Source organism: Gelidibacter sediminis, from assembly GCF_004364975.1.
Lineage (GTDB): Bacteria > Bacteroidota > Bacteroidia > Flavobacteriales > Flavobacteriaceae > Gelidibacter > Gelidibacter sediminis.
The window spans coordinates 217,631-234,347 of sequence record NZ_SOBW01000008.1 but is presented as its reverse complement, the minus strand read 5'-3'; the positions used below and the strand labels follow the sequence as shown (position 1 = coordinate 234,347).

12 protein-coding genes and 1 tRNA gene are annotated in these 16,717 nt (G+C 37.9%); 7 read left to right on the top strand and 6 right to left on the bottom strand.

The features are described 5' to 3' along the window. Positions 1 to 40: 40 nt before the first annotated feature. From udk to BXY82_RS07665, 3 genes are read right to left on the bottom strand one after another with little or no spacing between them, the layout of a single operon-like run. The gene (gene udk / locus BXY82_RS07675) at positions 41 to 649 is read right to left on the bottom strand and encodes a uridine kinase (RefSeq protein ID WP_133757620.1); all 609 of its coding nucleotides are present in this window, start codon (positions 647 to 649) and stop codon (positions 41 to 43) included. Between the two features lie 49 nt (positions 650 to 698). Beyond that, a complete protein-coding gene (locus BXY82_RS07670; RefSeq protein ID WP_133757619.1) occupies positions 699 to 1,097 on the bottom strand; it encodes a c-type cytochrome in 399 nt (132 codons plus the stop codon). Continuing rightward, positions 1,094 to 2,212 carry a PQQ-dependent sugar dehydrogenase gene (locus BXY82_RS07665; RefSeq protein WP_133757618.1) on the bottom strand — a complete coding sequence of 373 codons (1,119 nt, stop codon included), beginning with the start codon at positions 2,210 to 2,212 and terminating at the stop codon, positions 1,094 to 1,096. Before BXY82_RS07665 ends, BXY82_RS07670 begins: the two co-directional genes overlap by 4 nt. A gap of 107 nt (positions 2,213 to 2,319) precedes the next feature. Between BXY82_RS07665 and BXY82_RS07660 the strand changes: the two genes are divergently transcribed. The 4 genes from BXY82_RS07660 to BXY82_RS07645 all read left to right on the top strand — a co-directional run bounded on the left by BXY82_RS07660 (position 2,320) and on the right by BXY82_RS07645 (position 7,391). After that, positions 2,320 to 2,397 (top strand) — tRNA-Pro (locus BXY82_RS07660). Positions 2,398 to 2,566: 169 nt separating this feature from the next. Next, complete coding sequence (locus BXY82_RS07655) at positions 2,567 to 3,079, top strand: DUF3124 domain-containing protein (protein WP_166643271.1); 513 nt, start codon at positions 2,567 to 2,569, stop codon at positions 3,077 to 3,079. A 227-nt stretch (positions 3,080 to 3,306) separates the two neighbouring features. After that, positions 3,307 to 5,214, top strand: coding sequence for a S9 family peptidase (locus BXY82_RS07650; protein ID WP_133757616.1), 1,908 nt, complete (start codon positions 3,307 to 3,309; stop codon positions 5,212 to 5,214). Positions 5,215 to 5,303: 89 nt separating this feature from the next. After that, positions 5,304 to 7,391, top strand: coding sequence for a S9 family peptidase (locus BXY82_RS07645; RefSeq protein WP_133757615.1), 2,088 nt, complete (start codon positions 5,304 to 5,306; stop codon positions 7,389 to 7,391). 142 nt (positions 7,392 to 7,533) lie between these two features. On the opposite strand, the gene BXY82_RS07640 is transcribed toward BXY82_RS07645, so the two are convergent. After that, positions 7,534 to 8,787: a serine hydrolase domain-containing protein gene (locus tag BXY82_RS07640; RefSeq protein WP_133757614.1), complete on the bottom strand. Its 1,254-nt coding sequence runs from the start codon at positions 8,785 to 8,787 to the stop codon at positions 7,534 to 7,536. 217 nt (positions 8,788 to 9,004) lie between these two features. Here BXY82_RS07640 and BXY82_RS07635 point away from each other — a divergent pair, with 217 nt between their 5' ends. From BXY82_RS07635 to BXY82_RS07625, 3 genes are all read left to right on the top strand, one after another. After that, positions 9,005 to 12,007: a SusC/RagA family TonB-linked outer membrane protein gene (locus BXY82_RS07635; protein ID WP_166643270.1), complete on the top strand. Its 3,003-nt coding sequence runs from the start codon at positions 9,005 to 9,007 to the stop codon at positions 12,005 to 12,007. 24 nt (positions 12,008 to 12,031) lie between these two features. Beyond that, positions 12,032 to 13,378: a RagB/SusD family nutrient uptake outer membrane protein gene (locus BXY82_RS07630; protein ID WP_133757612.1), complete on the top strand. Its 1,347-nt coding sequence runs from the start codon at positions 12,032 to 12,034 to the stop codon at positions 13,376 to 13,378. A 203-nt stretch (positions 13,379 to 13,581) separates the two neighbouring features. Further along, entirely contained in the window at positions 13,582 to 14,010 is a 429-nt protein-coding gene (locus BXY82_RS07625; RefSeq protein ID WP_133757611.1) for an FKBP-type peptidyl-prolyl cis-trans isomerase, read from the top strand. Positions 14,011 to 14,118: 108 nt separating this feature from the next. On the opposite strand, the gene BXY82_RS07620 is transcribed toward BXY82_RS07625, so the two are convergent. After that, a complete protein-coding gene (locus BXY82_RS07620; protein ID WP_133757610.1) occupies positions 14,119 to 15,474 on the bottom strand; it encodes a UDP-N-acetylmuramate--L-alanine ligase in 1,356 nt (451 codons plus the stop codon). A 121-nt stretch (positions 15,475 to 15,595) separates the two neighbouring features. Then, positions 15,596 to 16,549, bottom strand: coding sequence for a tetratricopeptide repeat protein (locus tag BXY82_RS07615; protein WP_133757609.1), 954 nt, complete (start codon positions 16,547 to 16,549; stop codon positions 15,596 to 15,598). Positions 16,550 to 16,717 lie beyond the last annotated feature (168 nt).

Sequence of the window (16,717 nt, the reverse complement as noted above, 5' to 3'; positions counted from 1 at the left end):
GTTCTTAAAGAACTTTAGATATTTGTTTTTAGTTTTCAACTTATATTAAGCGTTGGTTAATGATGGTCTTTACAATATCAACTGCTACGGTGTTGTACTTATTGTTGGGGATGATAATGTCTGCATACTCTTTCATCGGCTCAATAAACTGTTGATGCATTGGTTTGAGCGTGTTTTGATAACGTGCCAACACTTCATCTAAGTCGCGTCCACGCTCAGAAATATCACGTTTTAGGCGTCTGATTAAGCGCTCATCACTATCAGCATGAACAAAGATTTTAATGTCCATCATATCGCGTAATTCAGGATTGGTCAATATCAAAATACCTTCAACAATCATCACTTTTCTTGGATGCGTCAGGATGGTATCTCCTGTTCTATTATGTTTGATAAAGGAGTATACGGGTTGGTGAATATCCTTGCCTTCTTTCAAATCTTTCAGATGACGTTCCAACAATTCAAAATCGATAGAACGTGGATGGTCAAAATTGATCTTTACACGCTCATCAAAACTTAAATGCGTCGTGTCTTTATAATAAGAATCTTGAGAAATCACCCCCACTTCACCTTCTGGCAATTCTTTTAAAATTTGATTAACAACGGTCGTTTTTCCACATCCTGTTCCCCCAGCTATTCCTATAATCAGCATCCTTTATTTTTTAGATTTCCGGGCAAATTTAACCATTTATTGAGAACTACTAGGGCTCAATTTTAGAAACTTCGGCAGGTGTTACAATTTTCCCATCGTCATTTCCCCACGAATTTAATACATAATTCATAACGTCAGCAACTTCATGATCAGAAAGCCCTAAAGCCGCCATACTGCTGTTATAAGTAACCCCATTAACGGTGATTTCTCCAGACAATCCATATTTTACTGCTTTAATACTTTCACGACGCTTGTTCATTAAATAATCAGCTTTTGCTAAGGGCGGAAAGGCATTGGTGATGCCCTCACCATTTGGCATATGGCAATTCATGCAAAAATTTTCATAAACTCCGGCACCTCTAGCGATGCTTTCTTTTAATTCGAGTGTTTGTTGTGGTGTCGTCTTACAGGACAACAACAGACTTAAAAACGCAACTACTGCAATCATTTTTTTCCTTTGTTTTTAGGAAGTATTTTAACAATGCCTTTGTTTTCAATACCAACGTAGATGAAGCCATCAGGCCCTTGGTTTATAGATCTGACACGACCCAAGCCATCTAAAAGACGTTCTTCTTTAACCACTTTACCCTCTTTTAACACCACCTTATCTACATATAGAAATTTTAACGAACCTACCAATAAATCGCCTTTCCACCCCGGATAATTATCGCTGGTGATAAAAGCCATACCACTAGGCGCTATGGATGGGTCCCAATAATGAAGAGGCTGTTCCATTCCTTCCTTTTCAGTAATATCAGTGAATTTGGTACCCACATAATTGATGCCATAACTAATTACTGGCCACCCATAATTGGCTGCTTTTTTAATGATATTGATTTCATCACCCCCTCTTGGCCCATGCTCATGCGTCCACACTTCTCCAGTAATTGGATGCAGTACCATGCCTTGTGGATTCCGATGTCCATAAGAATAGATTGCCTTTTTCGCTTTGGGATCATTTATAAAAGGGTTGTCCTCAGGAATGGAGCCATCATCATGTAATCGATATACCTTACCGCCGTCTCGGGTAATGTCTTGCGGATTGATATCACGATCACCCCTATCTCCAATTGTAAAATAAAGATACCCATTGTTGTCAAAAACAATTCGAGAACCAAAGTGCTGCCCTTTAGTCGTATTAGGAGTGGCTTTATAAAGGACTTCCTTATTTACGAGTACATTATTTTCTAATTTAGCCCGCATCAAGGCCGTATTTCCACCTTCATCCTCACCATCTGATGAGGCGTAGGTTAGATATATCCATCCGTTCTCTTTGTAATTGGGGTGAAGGACTATATCAAGTAAACCGCCTTGCCCTCTATTGTAAACTTCAGGGACACCTTCAACACCTGTTTTTTTACCCTCTTTAAAATGAATGATTTTACCTTCTTTTTCATTAATCAACATTGAATTATCAGGTAAAAATACAAACCCCCAAGGATTGGTTAACTCGGGCACCACCATTTCAAAGTCGTGATTGGTATTGACAGGGTTTTTATCTTGAGCACATGAACTGATGCCCACAAATGCCATTAATACTAGAACGTAATTTTTGATTTTCATACTGTTAGAGATTAATCTATAAATTTAGAAATAAAATTTGTTACAATTTAAAGAAAAGCCATATATTTGCACCTCGATTTCCAGGAGTCGAGACAAAGATAACCACTCGGGGTGTAGCGTAGCCCGGTTATCGCGCCGCGTTTGGGACGCGGAGGTCGCAGGTTCGAATCCTGCCACCCCGACCACTAAAAGCCTAATAAATCATTTGATATGTTAGGCTTTTTTTTATGTTCCACGCATTCATCAAATTTTAAAGTCCGACAATAATATATCAAATATCTTTTTGTTAACACTGCATAAATCTTTTTATATTTGTTAGAGAACGGTATGCTACTGCCAAGAAACCTCTATTCCATGAAATACACTCTAATTTTTATGACACTCTTATTAAGCGTCATAGCGAGTTGTGACACCAAGAAACCTTACGAAAAAAGCGAATCCATTTCTACAGAACATCATCTCAACAGCACACAGGTTCACGACATTGGCACCAAAACCAAAAAGGTCTATGTGCCTGTCTATTCTGACATTTACCAACGCACCCGCAATGAAAGAACTTTACTGACCTCCACTTTGAGCATTCACAATACCAGTGAAACGGACACCCTATATATCAGTCGGCTGGATTATTACAACACTGAAGGAAAGTTGGTGAGGGGCTATATCGATTCGCCTATTTTTTTAAACACCTTTGAAACCATAGAATATGTAGTTGATCAAGATGACGAAACTGGTGGTTCTGGAGCCAATTTTATTATTGAATGGTATGGCAGCGAAAAACTTAATCCAATATTTCAGGCCGTCATGGTTGGTGGATTAGGAAATAAATCCTTTTCATTTACAACTGATGGTGTTGAAATTGAATAACGCCTTCAACACTCTTATTCAAGATAATTTACGATCATAATGTTGTGAATCTCCCAATTGCACACTGTTATGCTCTCAAAAGGCATTTGTCAGAGTAATAAACATCGGTTCACTCCCCCATCTCAAAGGAATTTTATAAATTTAGCATCTTTATGATACGCTCATTATTTCAAACAGAAAATAATGAATTTATTCAGACATACATTCCAATTATAAACAAATCAATTATGAAAAAGGTACTCCTAATTATGAGCTTAATAGTAAGTGGTAGCGCAGTGCATGCGCAACAAACAATGACCCCTGAATTATTGTGGAAGGTAGAACGTCTCAGCGTTAAGGGCCTCGACAAAGCAGGTTCGACCATCTATCTAGAGGTAAAAACGCCAAACATTCAGGAAAACAACTTCGATTCTAAATTTTATAAACTACCCGTCCTTGGCGGCGACTTAGTGGAAATACATAAAGATGAACTTAAAGCAAAGGATAAAAACGTATCTCCTGATGGCAACTACGTTTTATTCCATGAAGAGGTGGCCATTGAGAACATTAAAGGCAGCGACGTTTATAAGGAATTAGAAAAATCTGATGTTTATATTTATTCAGATCTCGATATTCGTCATTGGGACACTTGGCAAGATGGCAAGTATAACCACGTGTTCTACAAAAAAGTAGGCGCAGAAAATTTGGAGGGTACTGATCTTATGCCAAATGAACCACACCACACGCCACAGCGTCCATTTGGTGGCGATGAAGACTATATTTGGTCTCCAGATAGCAAGGACATCTATTATGTCAGTAAGAAATTAAAAGGCAAAGCCTACGCTACCAGTACCAATACGGATATCTACAAATACAATCTTGAGTCTAAGTCGACTACAAATATTACTAAAGACAACAAAGGCTATGATACCCATCCTACATTTTCTGGGAATGGCGCATTGGCTTGGTTACAAATGAAAACTGATGGTTACGAAGCAGACAAAAACGATATTGTAGTACTGCATAATGGCGTTAAACAAAATTTAACCGAACGATGGGATGGTACCGTGAACAGTTTTTTATGGAGTAAGGATGGAAACGACATCTATTTCACGGCGCCGGTTGACGGCACTGTTCAACTTTTTAAAGTGAATTATCCGGGCAAAAAACGTATCGCTCCTGTGGTAGAACAACTTTCAGAAGGTCAATTTGATGTGACGAGTATTATTGCCCAAAAAGATGATATGTTGCTAGTGACACGAACCGATATGAATCATGCCGCTGAAATTTTCAGCTTTAACTTAAAGAGCAAAAACTTTAAAGCCTTAACCAACATTAATCAAGATTTATACAACGGTATTGATTTGCCTAAAGTTGAAAAGCGCTATGTAACGACTACCGATGGAAAGCAAATGTTAGTTTGGGTGATTTTACCTCCAAACTTTGATGCTTCCAAGAAATATCCAACCTTGTTATATGCGCAAGGCGGACCGCAATCAGCCCTGTCACAGTTTTATTCTTACCGTTGGAATTTCCAATTGATGGCTTCTCAAGGCTATATCATCGTGGCGCCTAACCGTCGCGGGATGCCTGGTCATGGTGTGGAATGGAATGAGGCGATTAGTAAAGATTGGGGCGGCCAAGTGATGGACGATTACCTTTCCGCAATTGATGATGTTGCCAAAGAGCCGTATGTGGATAAAGATCGACTGGGTGCTGTTGGTGCAAGCTATGGCGGTTACTCTGTATTTTATTTAGCGGGTATTCACAACAAACGTTTTAAAACGTTCATTTCACATGATGGTGTTTTTGATACCAGAACCATGTATGGCACCACAGAAGAGCTGTTTTTTGTGAACCACGATTTTGGTGGCCCGTATTGGGATAAAGATAATATGACCGCACAAAAGGTGTACAACGAATTTAATCCGATTACTAATGTTTCTAAATGGGACACGCCTATGTTGATTATTCAAGGTGGAAAAGATTACCGCGTGCCTATTGAGCAAAGTTTAAGCGCTTACCAAGCCGCACAATTATTAGGCATCAAGAGCAAACTGTTGTATTTCCCTGAGGAAAACCATTGGGTGCTAAAACCACAAAATGCGTTGGTATGGCAAAATGAATTCTTCAAATGGTTGAAGGAAACATTATAAGAGACAAACAACACATTTTGACTCTTGGCTCTTTGTTCATTCCAAATGCGCTAGGGTCTTAATTCATTTAAACTTTTAAAATAAAATACATGAAATTTAATCTATTTAAAACATGCATTCCTTTGTGCATACTGACATTATCAGCAATGGTGTCGGTCAATACAGGTTACGCCCAAGGGAAAATAAAGAACATGCCAGGATACGATCAGTATCAAAAAATGGCGCCACAATTATACAGTTCAGTTCCAAGAATCTCGTCGAATGTGGTGTGGAGTGACGATGGAAAACGTTTCTCATATCAGGAGGGCGATATCGTTCATACTTTTGATGTCAAAAAAAATAAAGTCATCAAATCAGAAGCGTATAAACCTTCACCAAGAACATCAAATAGAAGACAACAACGACCAGATAGAGGAAGGCAATATGCGTCAGCAATCTCGCCAGATTCTACCTTAAAAGCGTTTACAAAGGATAGAAACATGTACCTCAGCAATCCTGATGGTTCCAATGTTATCGCCATTACCGAAGATGGTACTCCTGAAAACCTGATAAAATACGGAATAGCGACATGGGTGTATGGTGAAGAGCTTGGTCAAAACACAGCCATGTGGTGGTCTCCAGACAGTAAAAAAGTGGCCTTTTACAAATTTGATGAAAAGGATGCGCAGATGTATTATGTGCTGTACCATCAAACTAAAATCCAAGATTCATTGGAAGTGGAAGCCTATCCAAAAGTAGGCGCTAAAAACCTCCCGGTCGACTTAATGGTGTATGATTTAGAAACCAAAAAAACCATCACGCTCGATACGCGTAACGGCAAGCCGTTTAACGATGGCGAACTTGGTACTTATTTATATGACATCGGATGGTCTCCAGATGGGAAGGAACTGCTTTTTCACAGTACCAATAGAAAGCAAGACATCATGGAGTTTAAAGCCGCCAACCCTGAAACTGGCAAAACTCGAGTGATTGTTAGAGAAGAATGGCTTCCAAGTTTTACAGAAAATTCGCCTGAAATTTATGAGCTAAAAGACAAGAAACAATTTATTTGGGCATCGGAAAGAAGCGGATTTAAAAACTATTATCTCTATAATTTCGATGGCACTTTGGTCAACCAACTGACCAATCACAATTATGAAGTTCAGCGTATTGTTGAGGTTGACGAAGCTAAAAAGCTAGTGTACTACATGGCTGCAAGTGGCGATAATCACATGAAATCACAGTTGCACCGTGTTAATTTTGACGGGACAAACGATGTGCGCTTAACAGATCCGGCTTACAATCATAACGTTATACTATCTCCAACCGGGAAACATTTTATTGATATTGCCCAAACCCATAACATCCCTCCGGTGATGCGTCTTGTGGACGACAAGGGAACTATTAAGAAAGAACTCTTAAAAACCGACTTGACCAAATTTAAGGAATTAGGGTTCAAAACGGTTGAAGTGTTCGAATTCACATCTGCAGATGGCGAAACTCAATTGCATGGAATGATCCATTTTCCATCAAACTTTGACCCTTCAAAAAAATATCCGCTAATATTAAGCAACTATGGAGGACCTGGAGTAAACGCTTTTAGAGAAACCTTTCAGTTTCCAAACGCTATCACCGAATTTGGCTTCTTAGTAGTGAATATTGATGGTAGAAATGTTGGAGGACGAGGCAAAAAAATGCTCGACAAATTATACGGCAATTTGGGCATTGTTGAAATGGACGATTTTGCAGCTGGCGTCAAATCTTTATACAATCGCCCGTATTTTGACACCACTAGAGTTGGCGTATACGGCACGTCTTACGGTGGCACTGTTGCAGCGATGAGTTTGTTAAGATTCCCTGATGTCTATCATGCAGCGGTTGCAAATTCCGCAGTAACCGACTGGAGAAACTACGACAACATCTATACAGAGCGCTACATGAACCTTATTGAGAATAATCCAAAAGGCTACGAAGCTTCTAATTTGATGAATTACGCAAACAATCTTAAAGGAGAATTAATGATTTTTTACGGTACTAACGATAATAACGTGCATCCGTCAAATTCTTTGCAACTGATACAAGCGTTACAAAAGGCTGAAAAGAGTTTTGAAGTGCAAGTAGGTCCTGACAAGGGGCATACTGCCGTAAATTTCCACAGAATGATGGAGTTTTTTATTCAACATTTAATTTTGAAATAGAATTTGCTAAATTATAACAAAAAGCTTAACGCTACTCTCCACTTAGAGGTTGACGTTAAGCTTTTCTATTTCTCTTATTTCTCACAAGCTATGCACTGTATAGTATCTATGTGTTACCATTAGAGTTCAATTAAAAACTTTATTAATTCTTTAAAGGAGTACAATAATCCATCACTGCTCTAAACACCTGCGCTCTAATCTTATTGAGGTTTATATACTTTTGGCTTGGTAATAATCCCATATTCTGACGGTTTATCAATAATACAATTGAGATATCACATTGTGGAACTACAGCAATGCTTGTTCCTGTAAAACCGGTATGTCCAAAACTACCGTTTGGGGCGTTCTTCATGAACGCATTGGAAGTGTCCATCACCCATCCTAATCCATTCATAAATTTATCTTGAGTTAGAAATAAACGAACGGTTTGTTTAGAAACAAATTGCTGATTTCCTACCTTACCATCATACCTTAACATGTCAACTACTTTCTGTAAGTCAGAAACTGTAGAAAAAAGACCAGCGTGTCCTGAAAAACCATTATTGGCATACCAAGCATTACCATCATTAACCTCACCCTTTAAAGTATATTTACGCCATCCATCCCACTGGTTAGGATTGATACTGTCAATGCTGAACCCTAGAACAGCATCAGAAATCATTCTTCTTTCATAAGGGTTCCCGTGGGAAGTTGCAGCCATTTTTAGCTCAGTGTCATGATGTAGTGGATTAAACATTGTATGGTTCATGCCGAGTGGTTTAAAAATACGTTGTTTCATAAATTGATCTAAGGGGAGTTTGGAAACTCTTTCTATAATTTCACCTAACAATATAAATCCTAAATCACTATAATGTCTATCAGAACCTACAGGATACTTTAAGGGTAAATTGTCTATGAGATTGTAAACCTCTTTCTTAGTATTGGCAAAATAGTATAAGGGATACCACTCATAGAGTCCAGCGGTATGCGTTAACAAGTGCCTAATTGTTATTTTACTCTTTTCAGGAGTGTCAAATGCTTTTATATATAATGATACTGGATCGTCAATTTTTATAAGGCCATCATCAATCAACAACATAATGGCCGTAGTGGTACCAACTACCTTTGTAAGAGACGCAATGTCATAAAGATGATCAATGCTTGTTCTTTCAGGATGAGCGAGAACATGGTGGTTATAATTTTTTAGGGAGGCGTAACCATAGGCTGCTTTATGTATTTCCTGATCGCCCTGCTTTATTAAGACTACTGCACCCGGAATTTCGGAAACATCAACAGAAGCCTGCAAAATGCTATCGATTTTTGCAGAAAGTAAGTCTTGCTTGCCTCTATTTTGCCCAAGCGACATTTGAGAACTTAAGACAACAGATATCAGATATATAAAAAATTGTTTAGCCATATTACATGTACTTAAATAAGCAAGTATTAAACATTCAATTGCACTTATCAAAAATAATACATTATCACATTCATACCTGTATACTTCTTAAAATATGCATTTTGTTGCACATTTCATTCCGCAAATCAAAATAAATTAACATAATAACGCATTAAAAAAGCATAAATACTTGTATAGTTTTTATATTTTTATGCTAACTAACAAATACTCTATTCCAATGAAAATAACTAATGAAACACTCTTACAAGTTAAGAGATTTCGATTTTTGAGCAGCTTTTTGATGTTGTTCATGTTCGGCTTTACATCAATAAGCCAAACAACGTACACCTTACGAGGTAATGTACAAGATAATTTAGGGGGTCCGGCAATGGGTGTAACGGTGCAAGTTAAGGGCACAAACTTTGGCGCCATTACAGACTTTTCTGGGAATTATGAACTAAAAGCAACAGTAGACGCAGGAAACTACACCCTAGTTTTCAGATCTTTAGGACTAGCCACTAAAGAAGTTAAAATTACTTTAGGACAACAACAAGAAATAGTTAATGATGTTGTTATGGCTGATGACATTTTGGGCCTAGATCAAGTGGTCATCACGGGTGCAGGAGCGTTAACGGCAAAAAAACAACTTGGTAATACCATTTCAAGCATTAAAGGTTCAGAAATATCAGAATCTGGCGCTACAGATATTACAGGTGGACTTTCAGGAAAGCTTGCTGGAATTCAGGTAACCCAAAATTCAGGTGATCCTGCTGCCGGCATCAGTGTTCGATTAAGAAGTGCCAGTACTGTTAATGGTAGTTCAGATCCTTTATATATTATTGATGGAGTTATTGTCAATAACAATTCCACAGATGTTTTGGGCACAACAAGTGTGGTTCAAAATAGGCTTTCTGATATTAGTCCACAGGATATTGACAGGATTGAGGTTATAAAAGGAGCAGCAGCAGCCGCAATTTATGGTTCACGAGCTAGTAATGGGGTAGTACAAATTTTTACCAAAAAAGGGAAATCTGGAAAACCGGTGATTACTTTTTCTACAAGTATGAATTTCAACTCGCTCAGAAAGAAACGCGATTTTAATGAGGTACCGCTGGATTGGGCGTCTAGTGACATTACCAACCTATCTACAGTTCCTGCAACCAGATATGACTATCAAGACATGGTATTTCAAAGTTCAATTGGTACTGATAACTATGTTTCTTTATCAGGAGGAGGTGATAATACGAATTATTTCGCCTCATTTTCATATTTAAACAACGATGGTATTCTTAAAAGCACCAATTACGAAAGACAAGGAGGGCGTATTCGGGTAAATCAGGTACTTAATGATTGGATATCGGCCTCATTTGGAACGTATTTCTCTACAAGCAATAGCCAAGACCAACCTAATGGCGGGTATGTTGCTGGGATATTACCAACAATTTTGTTTACAAATAACACTATAGATCCTCAGCCTGATGCAGACGGGAATTATCCAACGATGACGTTCTATCCAAATATTCTCGAATACATCAACACTTTCGATTTCAATCAGAAAAATAATAGAACTATTAGTGATTTACAGCTTAACTTAAAACCTGTAGACGGGCTAAAACTAACTTATATTTTAGGTTATGACAATTCAGAATCCATAGGTAATTCTTATGTTCCAATTGGCACTACTACAATGACTATTGGAAATGCAAGAACCACAACCGTGAGTACCAAACAATTTAACAGTGATTTAAATGGATCATTTGACAAGGATATTAGTGATGTCATTAATTCTACCACTACCGCAGGATTTTCATGGCAATCTGATCAATCTATTTATCGCTCTATTTCAGGAAGCGGCTTGGCATTAGGAGTTAAAACCACTAATGGTGCGGCATCAATTTCCACTAATGAAAGTAGAAGCGAGCGCTCTTTTTGGGGAGGTTTTTTACAGCAAACTTTCGGAATAAGCGACAAACTGTTTCTTACGGGCGCCATTAGATTAGATGGTTCTTCTGTATTTGGTAAAGATGAAAGAAATCAATTTTATCCAAAAGCAAGTATGTCTTACTTAGTTTCTGAAGAGAATTTTTGGAAGGACAATTTAGGGCCTTCCATTAATAGTTTTAAAATCAGGGCTGCGTGGGGTCAAGCAGGAAACCTTACAGCCATTGGTCCATTTGATAGGCTATCCAATTATGCCGCCATTAGTATTGATGGTAACTCTGGGTTAATTGCGCCTACACAATTGGGGAATGCCAATCTTAAACCGGAACGACAAACTGAGTTGGAATTTGGGATAGACATGGGATTGTTTGACAATAGAGTTGGGTTGGAATTGACTTACTACAAACAAGATATTGAAGATCTATTGTTGGCCAGAACCTTGTCTCCATCTACAGGTTTTGGATCACGAGTAGAAAATATTGGGATTATGACAAATAGAGGTTTTGAAGCCTTAATTACTGCTACACCAGTTCAGACCACTGACTTCAGTTGGACAGTTACTGGTACATACTCTACCAATAAGAATGTTGTCAATAATATTGAGGGTGAACAATTTGGTATAGGCAATTTCGGTTTTTCAGTAGCTAAAAACGGACAGCCCCTTGGGGTCTTTTATCAAGGGTTTTATGCTAGAAACCCTGATGGTTCCCTACTTTTAACTCCAGGAGGCTTACCTCAAAGAGAAAAAGGATCAGTGGATGCAAATGGCAACCCTGTGCCAGAACGAAATGCAGCAGGTCAGCCAACTGGCGCTAATTTAAGCAAGGTAATTGGAGATCCAAACCCTGATTATACTGCAACCTTGACAAATGAATTGAAATACAAAAACTTTTCTTTTAGAATGCAGTTTGATGCAGTGCAGGGTGGAGACGTTTTAAGTTGGGATACACGTATGTTCTATCGCTTTGGAGGAGGTCCTGAAACAGCAAAGGAATTAAGAGGTGAGAGCGTAAGAGGAACAGGCGCTGCCAAATTTGGAATTGCAGAGTCCTACATTGAAGATGGATCACATATTAAACTCAGAGAATTATCTACATCCTATCTCTTAAAGAAACCTTTAAAAGGTGTAAGCAGTATTAAGTTTACCTTATCAGGGCGTAACTTATTCTCCATTGACGATTTTTCAGGATATGATCCAGAAGTTAATATGGATGGTCAAAGCAATGGTTCTAGAGGAGGTGTAATGGGATTAGTACCTATACCTAGAGTAATTAAGCTTGGCGTTGTAGCTACGTTTTAACTATCATAAAAAAATATTATAAAAATGAAACATATAAAATTTTATACAATTATAGGTGCTTTGCTTATTGGTAGTAGTTTATTTACTGCTTGCGACACCGAGTTTGAGAACCCAAATAATCCAACTGAGGATGTTGTTCTAGGTACTAAGGGAGGTCTTTTTGCCCTTGCCACTGGCGTTAGACAATACTATTCAGTTTTCGCATTGCGACAGATTATTGAAGCCCCAGGCATTACAACTAGAGAGTTGGGCGTAACCAATACCTTTTTAAATATTAATGAATTGGCAAGAGGCGGCGCTGAACTACCAAGTGAAAGTGGCGGAATCACAAATCCGTGGATAGTATTGTTACGTGCCAAAGGAATGGCTGAATCTCTGATTGAAGGTGCAAATACTGTAGAACTTTCAGCTGGAACCAAAAGCGGACTTTTAGCATATGGCAATTTATTTAAGGCAATGACTCTTGGTTCTTTAATTGAAATGTTTGAACAAGTGCCAATCAACAACTCTCCTGACGGTGCAGCTCCATTTAGTGACAGGTCAACTGTCTTGGCCACATCTATTTCCTTATTAAAGGAAGCAAGGGATATGTTGGCTACAACGCCAATGTCTGACGAATTTAAATCGAGAGTGCTTTGGTCAGAATTTAACATGGAAAAAACGATTAATGCCTATCTTGCAAGATATGAATTGATGGCAGGAAATTATGATGGCGCCATCACAGCGGCTAATGCAGTGATAAACCATACTGATGCTACCAATTCAATGTGGATTTATGATGCCAACAACCAAAATCCTATATGGAATAGAACCGTAAACTCAACCGATTTAAAACCACAAACAAATTTTGGATTGCTCGGAAGTTATCAACCGGAAGCAGGAGACGGTCGTGTGGACTTTTATTTAGGAGCTGATCTTGGTTTTGCCAATGCTGATGCTGGTGGTCAGGCAATAAGTGAAATGCTTGGGTTTTTCGCAACCAATACTTCATCCATCCCTATATATCTCCCAGGTGAAATGCTACTGATAAAAGCAGAAGCGTATGCTCGAAAAAATGAATTGGATAAAGCGGTTATCCAATTAAATTTGGTTAGACAAAAAGATAATGATCCATTAGGTGTTAATGCGAACTTACCTGCTTGGTCAGGAGATGCATCCAACCAAAATGCAATTTTAGAAGAAATATATAAAAACAGAAGTATTGAATTGTTTCTGACAGGATTAAGATTTGAAGACAGTAAACGATTTCATCCTGATTTTATAGTACCTAGGGAATCTAACACCACCAATGAAAGAAATAGAAATTATTATCCATACCCATCGATCGAAAGGGAAAATAATCCTAATACTCCTGCAGATCCATCTATTTAAATCAATCGATTTAATTGATTAAGAGAAATTAAACCATAGAGGGTGTGCTAAAGCGCACCCTCTCCCATTTTGGTTCGTATAGTCCAGTATTAGAGTCCACTACGTTAAGCTTTTCTTAATTAAATCGGATTAAGACGATATTATCTTGGCTATCGGCTTATAAATCATAATTTTGCAGAACATATTAATATTAAAAAGGATTTATGAGTCAAGTAAAGAAGAATGATACGGTAAAAGTACATTACACAGGAAAATTAACCAACGGACAAGTTTTTGACACGTCTTTGGAGCGTGAGCCATTGGAAGTTACTATTGGTGAAGGCAAATTGATTCCTGGTTTTGAAAATGCCATTCTTGATATGAAGGTAAACGAAAAGAAAACTGTGGAAATTGCTAAAGAAGAAGCTTACGGCGATGTTCAACAAGAATTATTTCATCAAGTACAAAAGGAACAATTACCTCAAGATATTCAACCAGAAGTTGGAATGGGATTAGCATCTAAAGGCCCTGACGGAACAGAGCACCAATTTAGAGTAGTAGATGTAAAAGATGATCATATTGTGGTTGATGGAAATCATCCATTAGCTGGTCAAGATTTAGTTTTCGAACTAGAATTAGTTGAGATTAAATAAGATAGTTGAGATTAAATAAGATTAAACGATATTTAATTAAAAAGCCATTTACACTTGTAAATGGCTTTTTTTATGTTTAAAATTTATAGGTACGCAATTGAAATGGACTTAAACCATCATCTTTTTAACGTCATCAAAATTTAATCCACCATACGTCCCTGAACTCATCAACAACAACACTTTGTTATCAAAATTCTGCGAAAACAAGAAGTTTTTAAAATCGTCCGGATTGGTATAAATTATTAAATCATCACGTTCAAAAGCTGTAGCAATTTGCTCATGTGTGACCGCTTTCAGCTTTTTAATTTCTACTGCGTGCGGCGAATAGAACACGACGGCAACATCGGCAGCATCTAGCGTGCCTTTATATTCCTTCAAAAATTCCGCATTCAAACTGCTATAGGTGTGCAATTCCAAACACGCCACCACTGTTCGGTCAGGAAATTGCTCCTTTACTGCATTTGTGGTCGCCTGTACTTTACTGGGCGAATGTGCGAAATCTTTAAAGGCGATACTATTACCGCCCTCTCCTATTTTTTCCAAACGTTTGCTCGCCCCTTTAAAACTGGCAATAGCTTCATAGAAATCATCCTCATCTACGCCCATATGCTGACAAATCCATTTGGCGCCAGCAAGATTATTTAAATTATGCTTTCCAAAAACCTCTATTGGCAATGGTCCTTCAGGGGTTTCCAAAAGCGTTTCGCCGTTTCCAACTGTATATTCCGGAGTGTGATATGGCAGTTTTCTAATAGTGTTTTCTGAGGCCTCCACCACGCGTTTCACCTCTGCATCCTCTTCATTGTAAGTGATACTGCCACCATTGACAATGCTGTCTACAAATATTTTAAATTGCTCCACATAATTTTCATACGTTGGAAACACGTTAATATGATCCCAAGCAATGCCGCTCAATAAGGCAATATTTGGCTGATACAAATGAAATTTAGGTCGTCTATCGATTGGGGAACTTAAATATTCATCGCCTTCTAATACGATAAAATCATTATCATTTGTCAATTTTACCATCACATCAAATCCTTCCAACTGCGCTCCCACCATATAATCCACATCTCTGTCATGGTAATGCATCACATGCAAAATCATGGATGTAATAGTGGTTTTTCCATGGCTTCCACCAATGACCACTCGAGTTTTATGTTTTGATTGCTCGTATAAAAACTCAGGATAACTGTAGATTTTCAAACCTAATTCCTGCGCTTTCAAAAGTTCTGGATTGTCTGCTTTTGCATGCATCCCTAAAACTATAGCATCCAAAGATGTAGTGATTTTTTCTGGAAACCAACCAAAATACTCTGGCAATAAACCCTTGGCTTTTAATCTCGATTTTGAAGGTTCATAAATCTCATCATCACTTCCAGTAACCTGCTCCCCTTTATTGTGTAATGCAATGGCAAGGTTGTGCATGGCACTGCCACCAATAGCTATAAAATGTACGTTCATAGTTTAATTTTGAAAGGTTCAAAGATAGTTTTTTTGAGACGAAAAGCCGCATGATTTTGTAGGGGATATGCAGCATTATCGGCTAGAAATTTACAGCGGAGCCCTCCGCACATAAACCGATTTATAATTTTAAAATCGCGGCCTTTTCCTTCTTAAACGCCTCAATAGTTGGCGATTCCGATAGAGATAATTCAATAGATGTTAAGGCTTCGGTTATATGGTTTTGATGTTTGTAAATTTGTGCTAAACGGTAATGTGCCCAAGCTTTTGAAACACTATCAACCGATTGATAGTTTTTGATATACAATTGAAGATGTTTCTCACCTTTGTCAAAATCAACTTGATAATCTGCTGAAACTTTCCCTATGTCATAATTGAGCACATTCGATTTGTGTTTGTCGTAAGCCGCTTCCATAGTGGCTATCATGTTTTCCGGTTGATTTTTAGCCTTATATATACTGGTCAATTTATCATAACAATGCAACGAGCCGCCTTCTGTAACCGCAAGTTTATAATACTTTTCAGCAGCGTCATAGTCCTTATCGTATTCATAAATATAGCCTTTTGCTAAAAACCCATCTACTTTAGAAATTTTATGTAGCTCCTCTGCATATTTCATCGATTTGCTTTTGCTTCCTCCGATAATTGTGGGTAGTTGCATATATAATTCCACCAATGCCCATCGTGTTTCAATATGTTTTGGATCTAAATTAGCAGCCGTGGTAAAAGCCTTCTTAACATCACCAATAATTCCTAGAGCTTGTAATTTACTTACAGACAAGGCTTTCATACCCAGAGCTCCTCCATACTTGTAATGATAATTAGCGGCTGTTGGACGCAACTGTACCAATTTTTTATAACAATCAATGGCTTGATCCCACTTCTTTTGATGCCCGTATGCATCACCTAATAATTCAATGCCTTTTTCATCCTTTGGATGCGCTTTCACATAAGAAACCATCAAAGTTTCGGCCTGACTAAATTGTTTAGATGCGAAAAATTGATCCGCTTTTTTAAAGTCGTTTTGCCCAACAACCGCGAAAGATAAAAAGAAGATATAGAACGTTATTTTCATAGGGAAGTAGATGAATTCAAAAATACGCATACTTGTGGTATTGTTTTTGCAAATTATAAAAAAGTAAGAAAAGTTAACTTCAAAATATGTTAACTTCACTCAAATTAAGCTCATTTATCAGTTTTTAACTGTGATTAAGTGAAAAGCTAATCCTCATTACAAGAATTA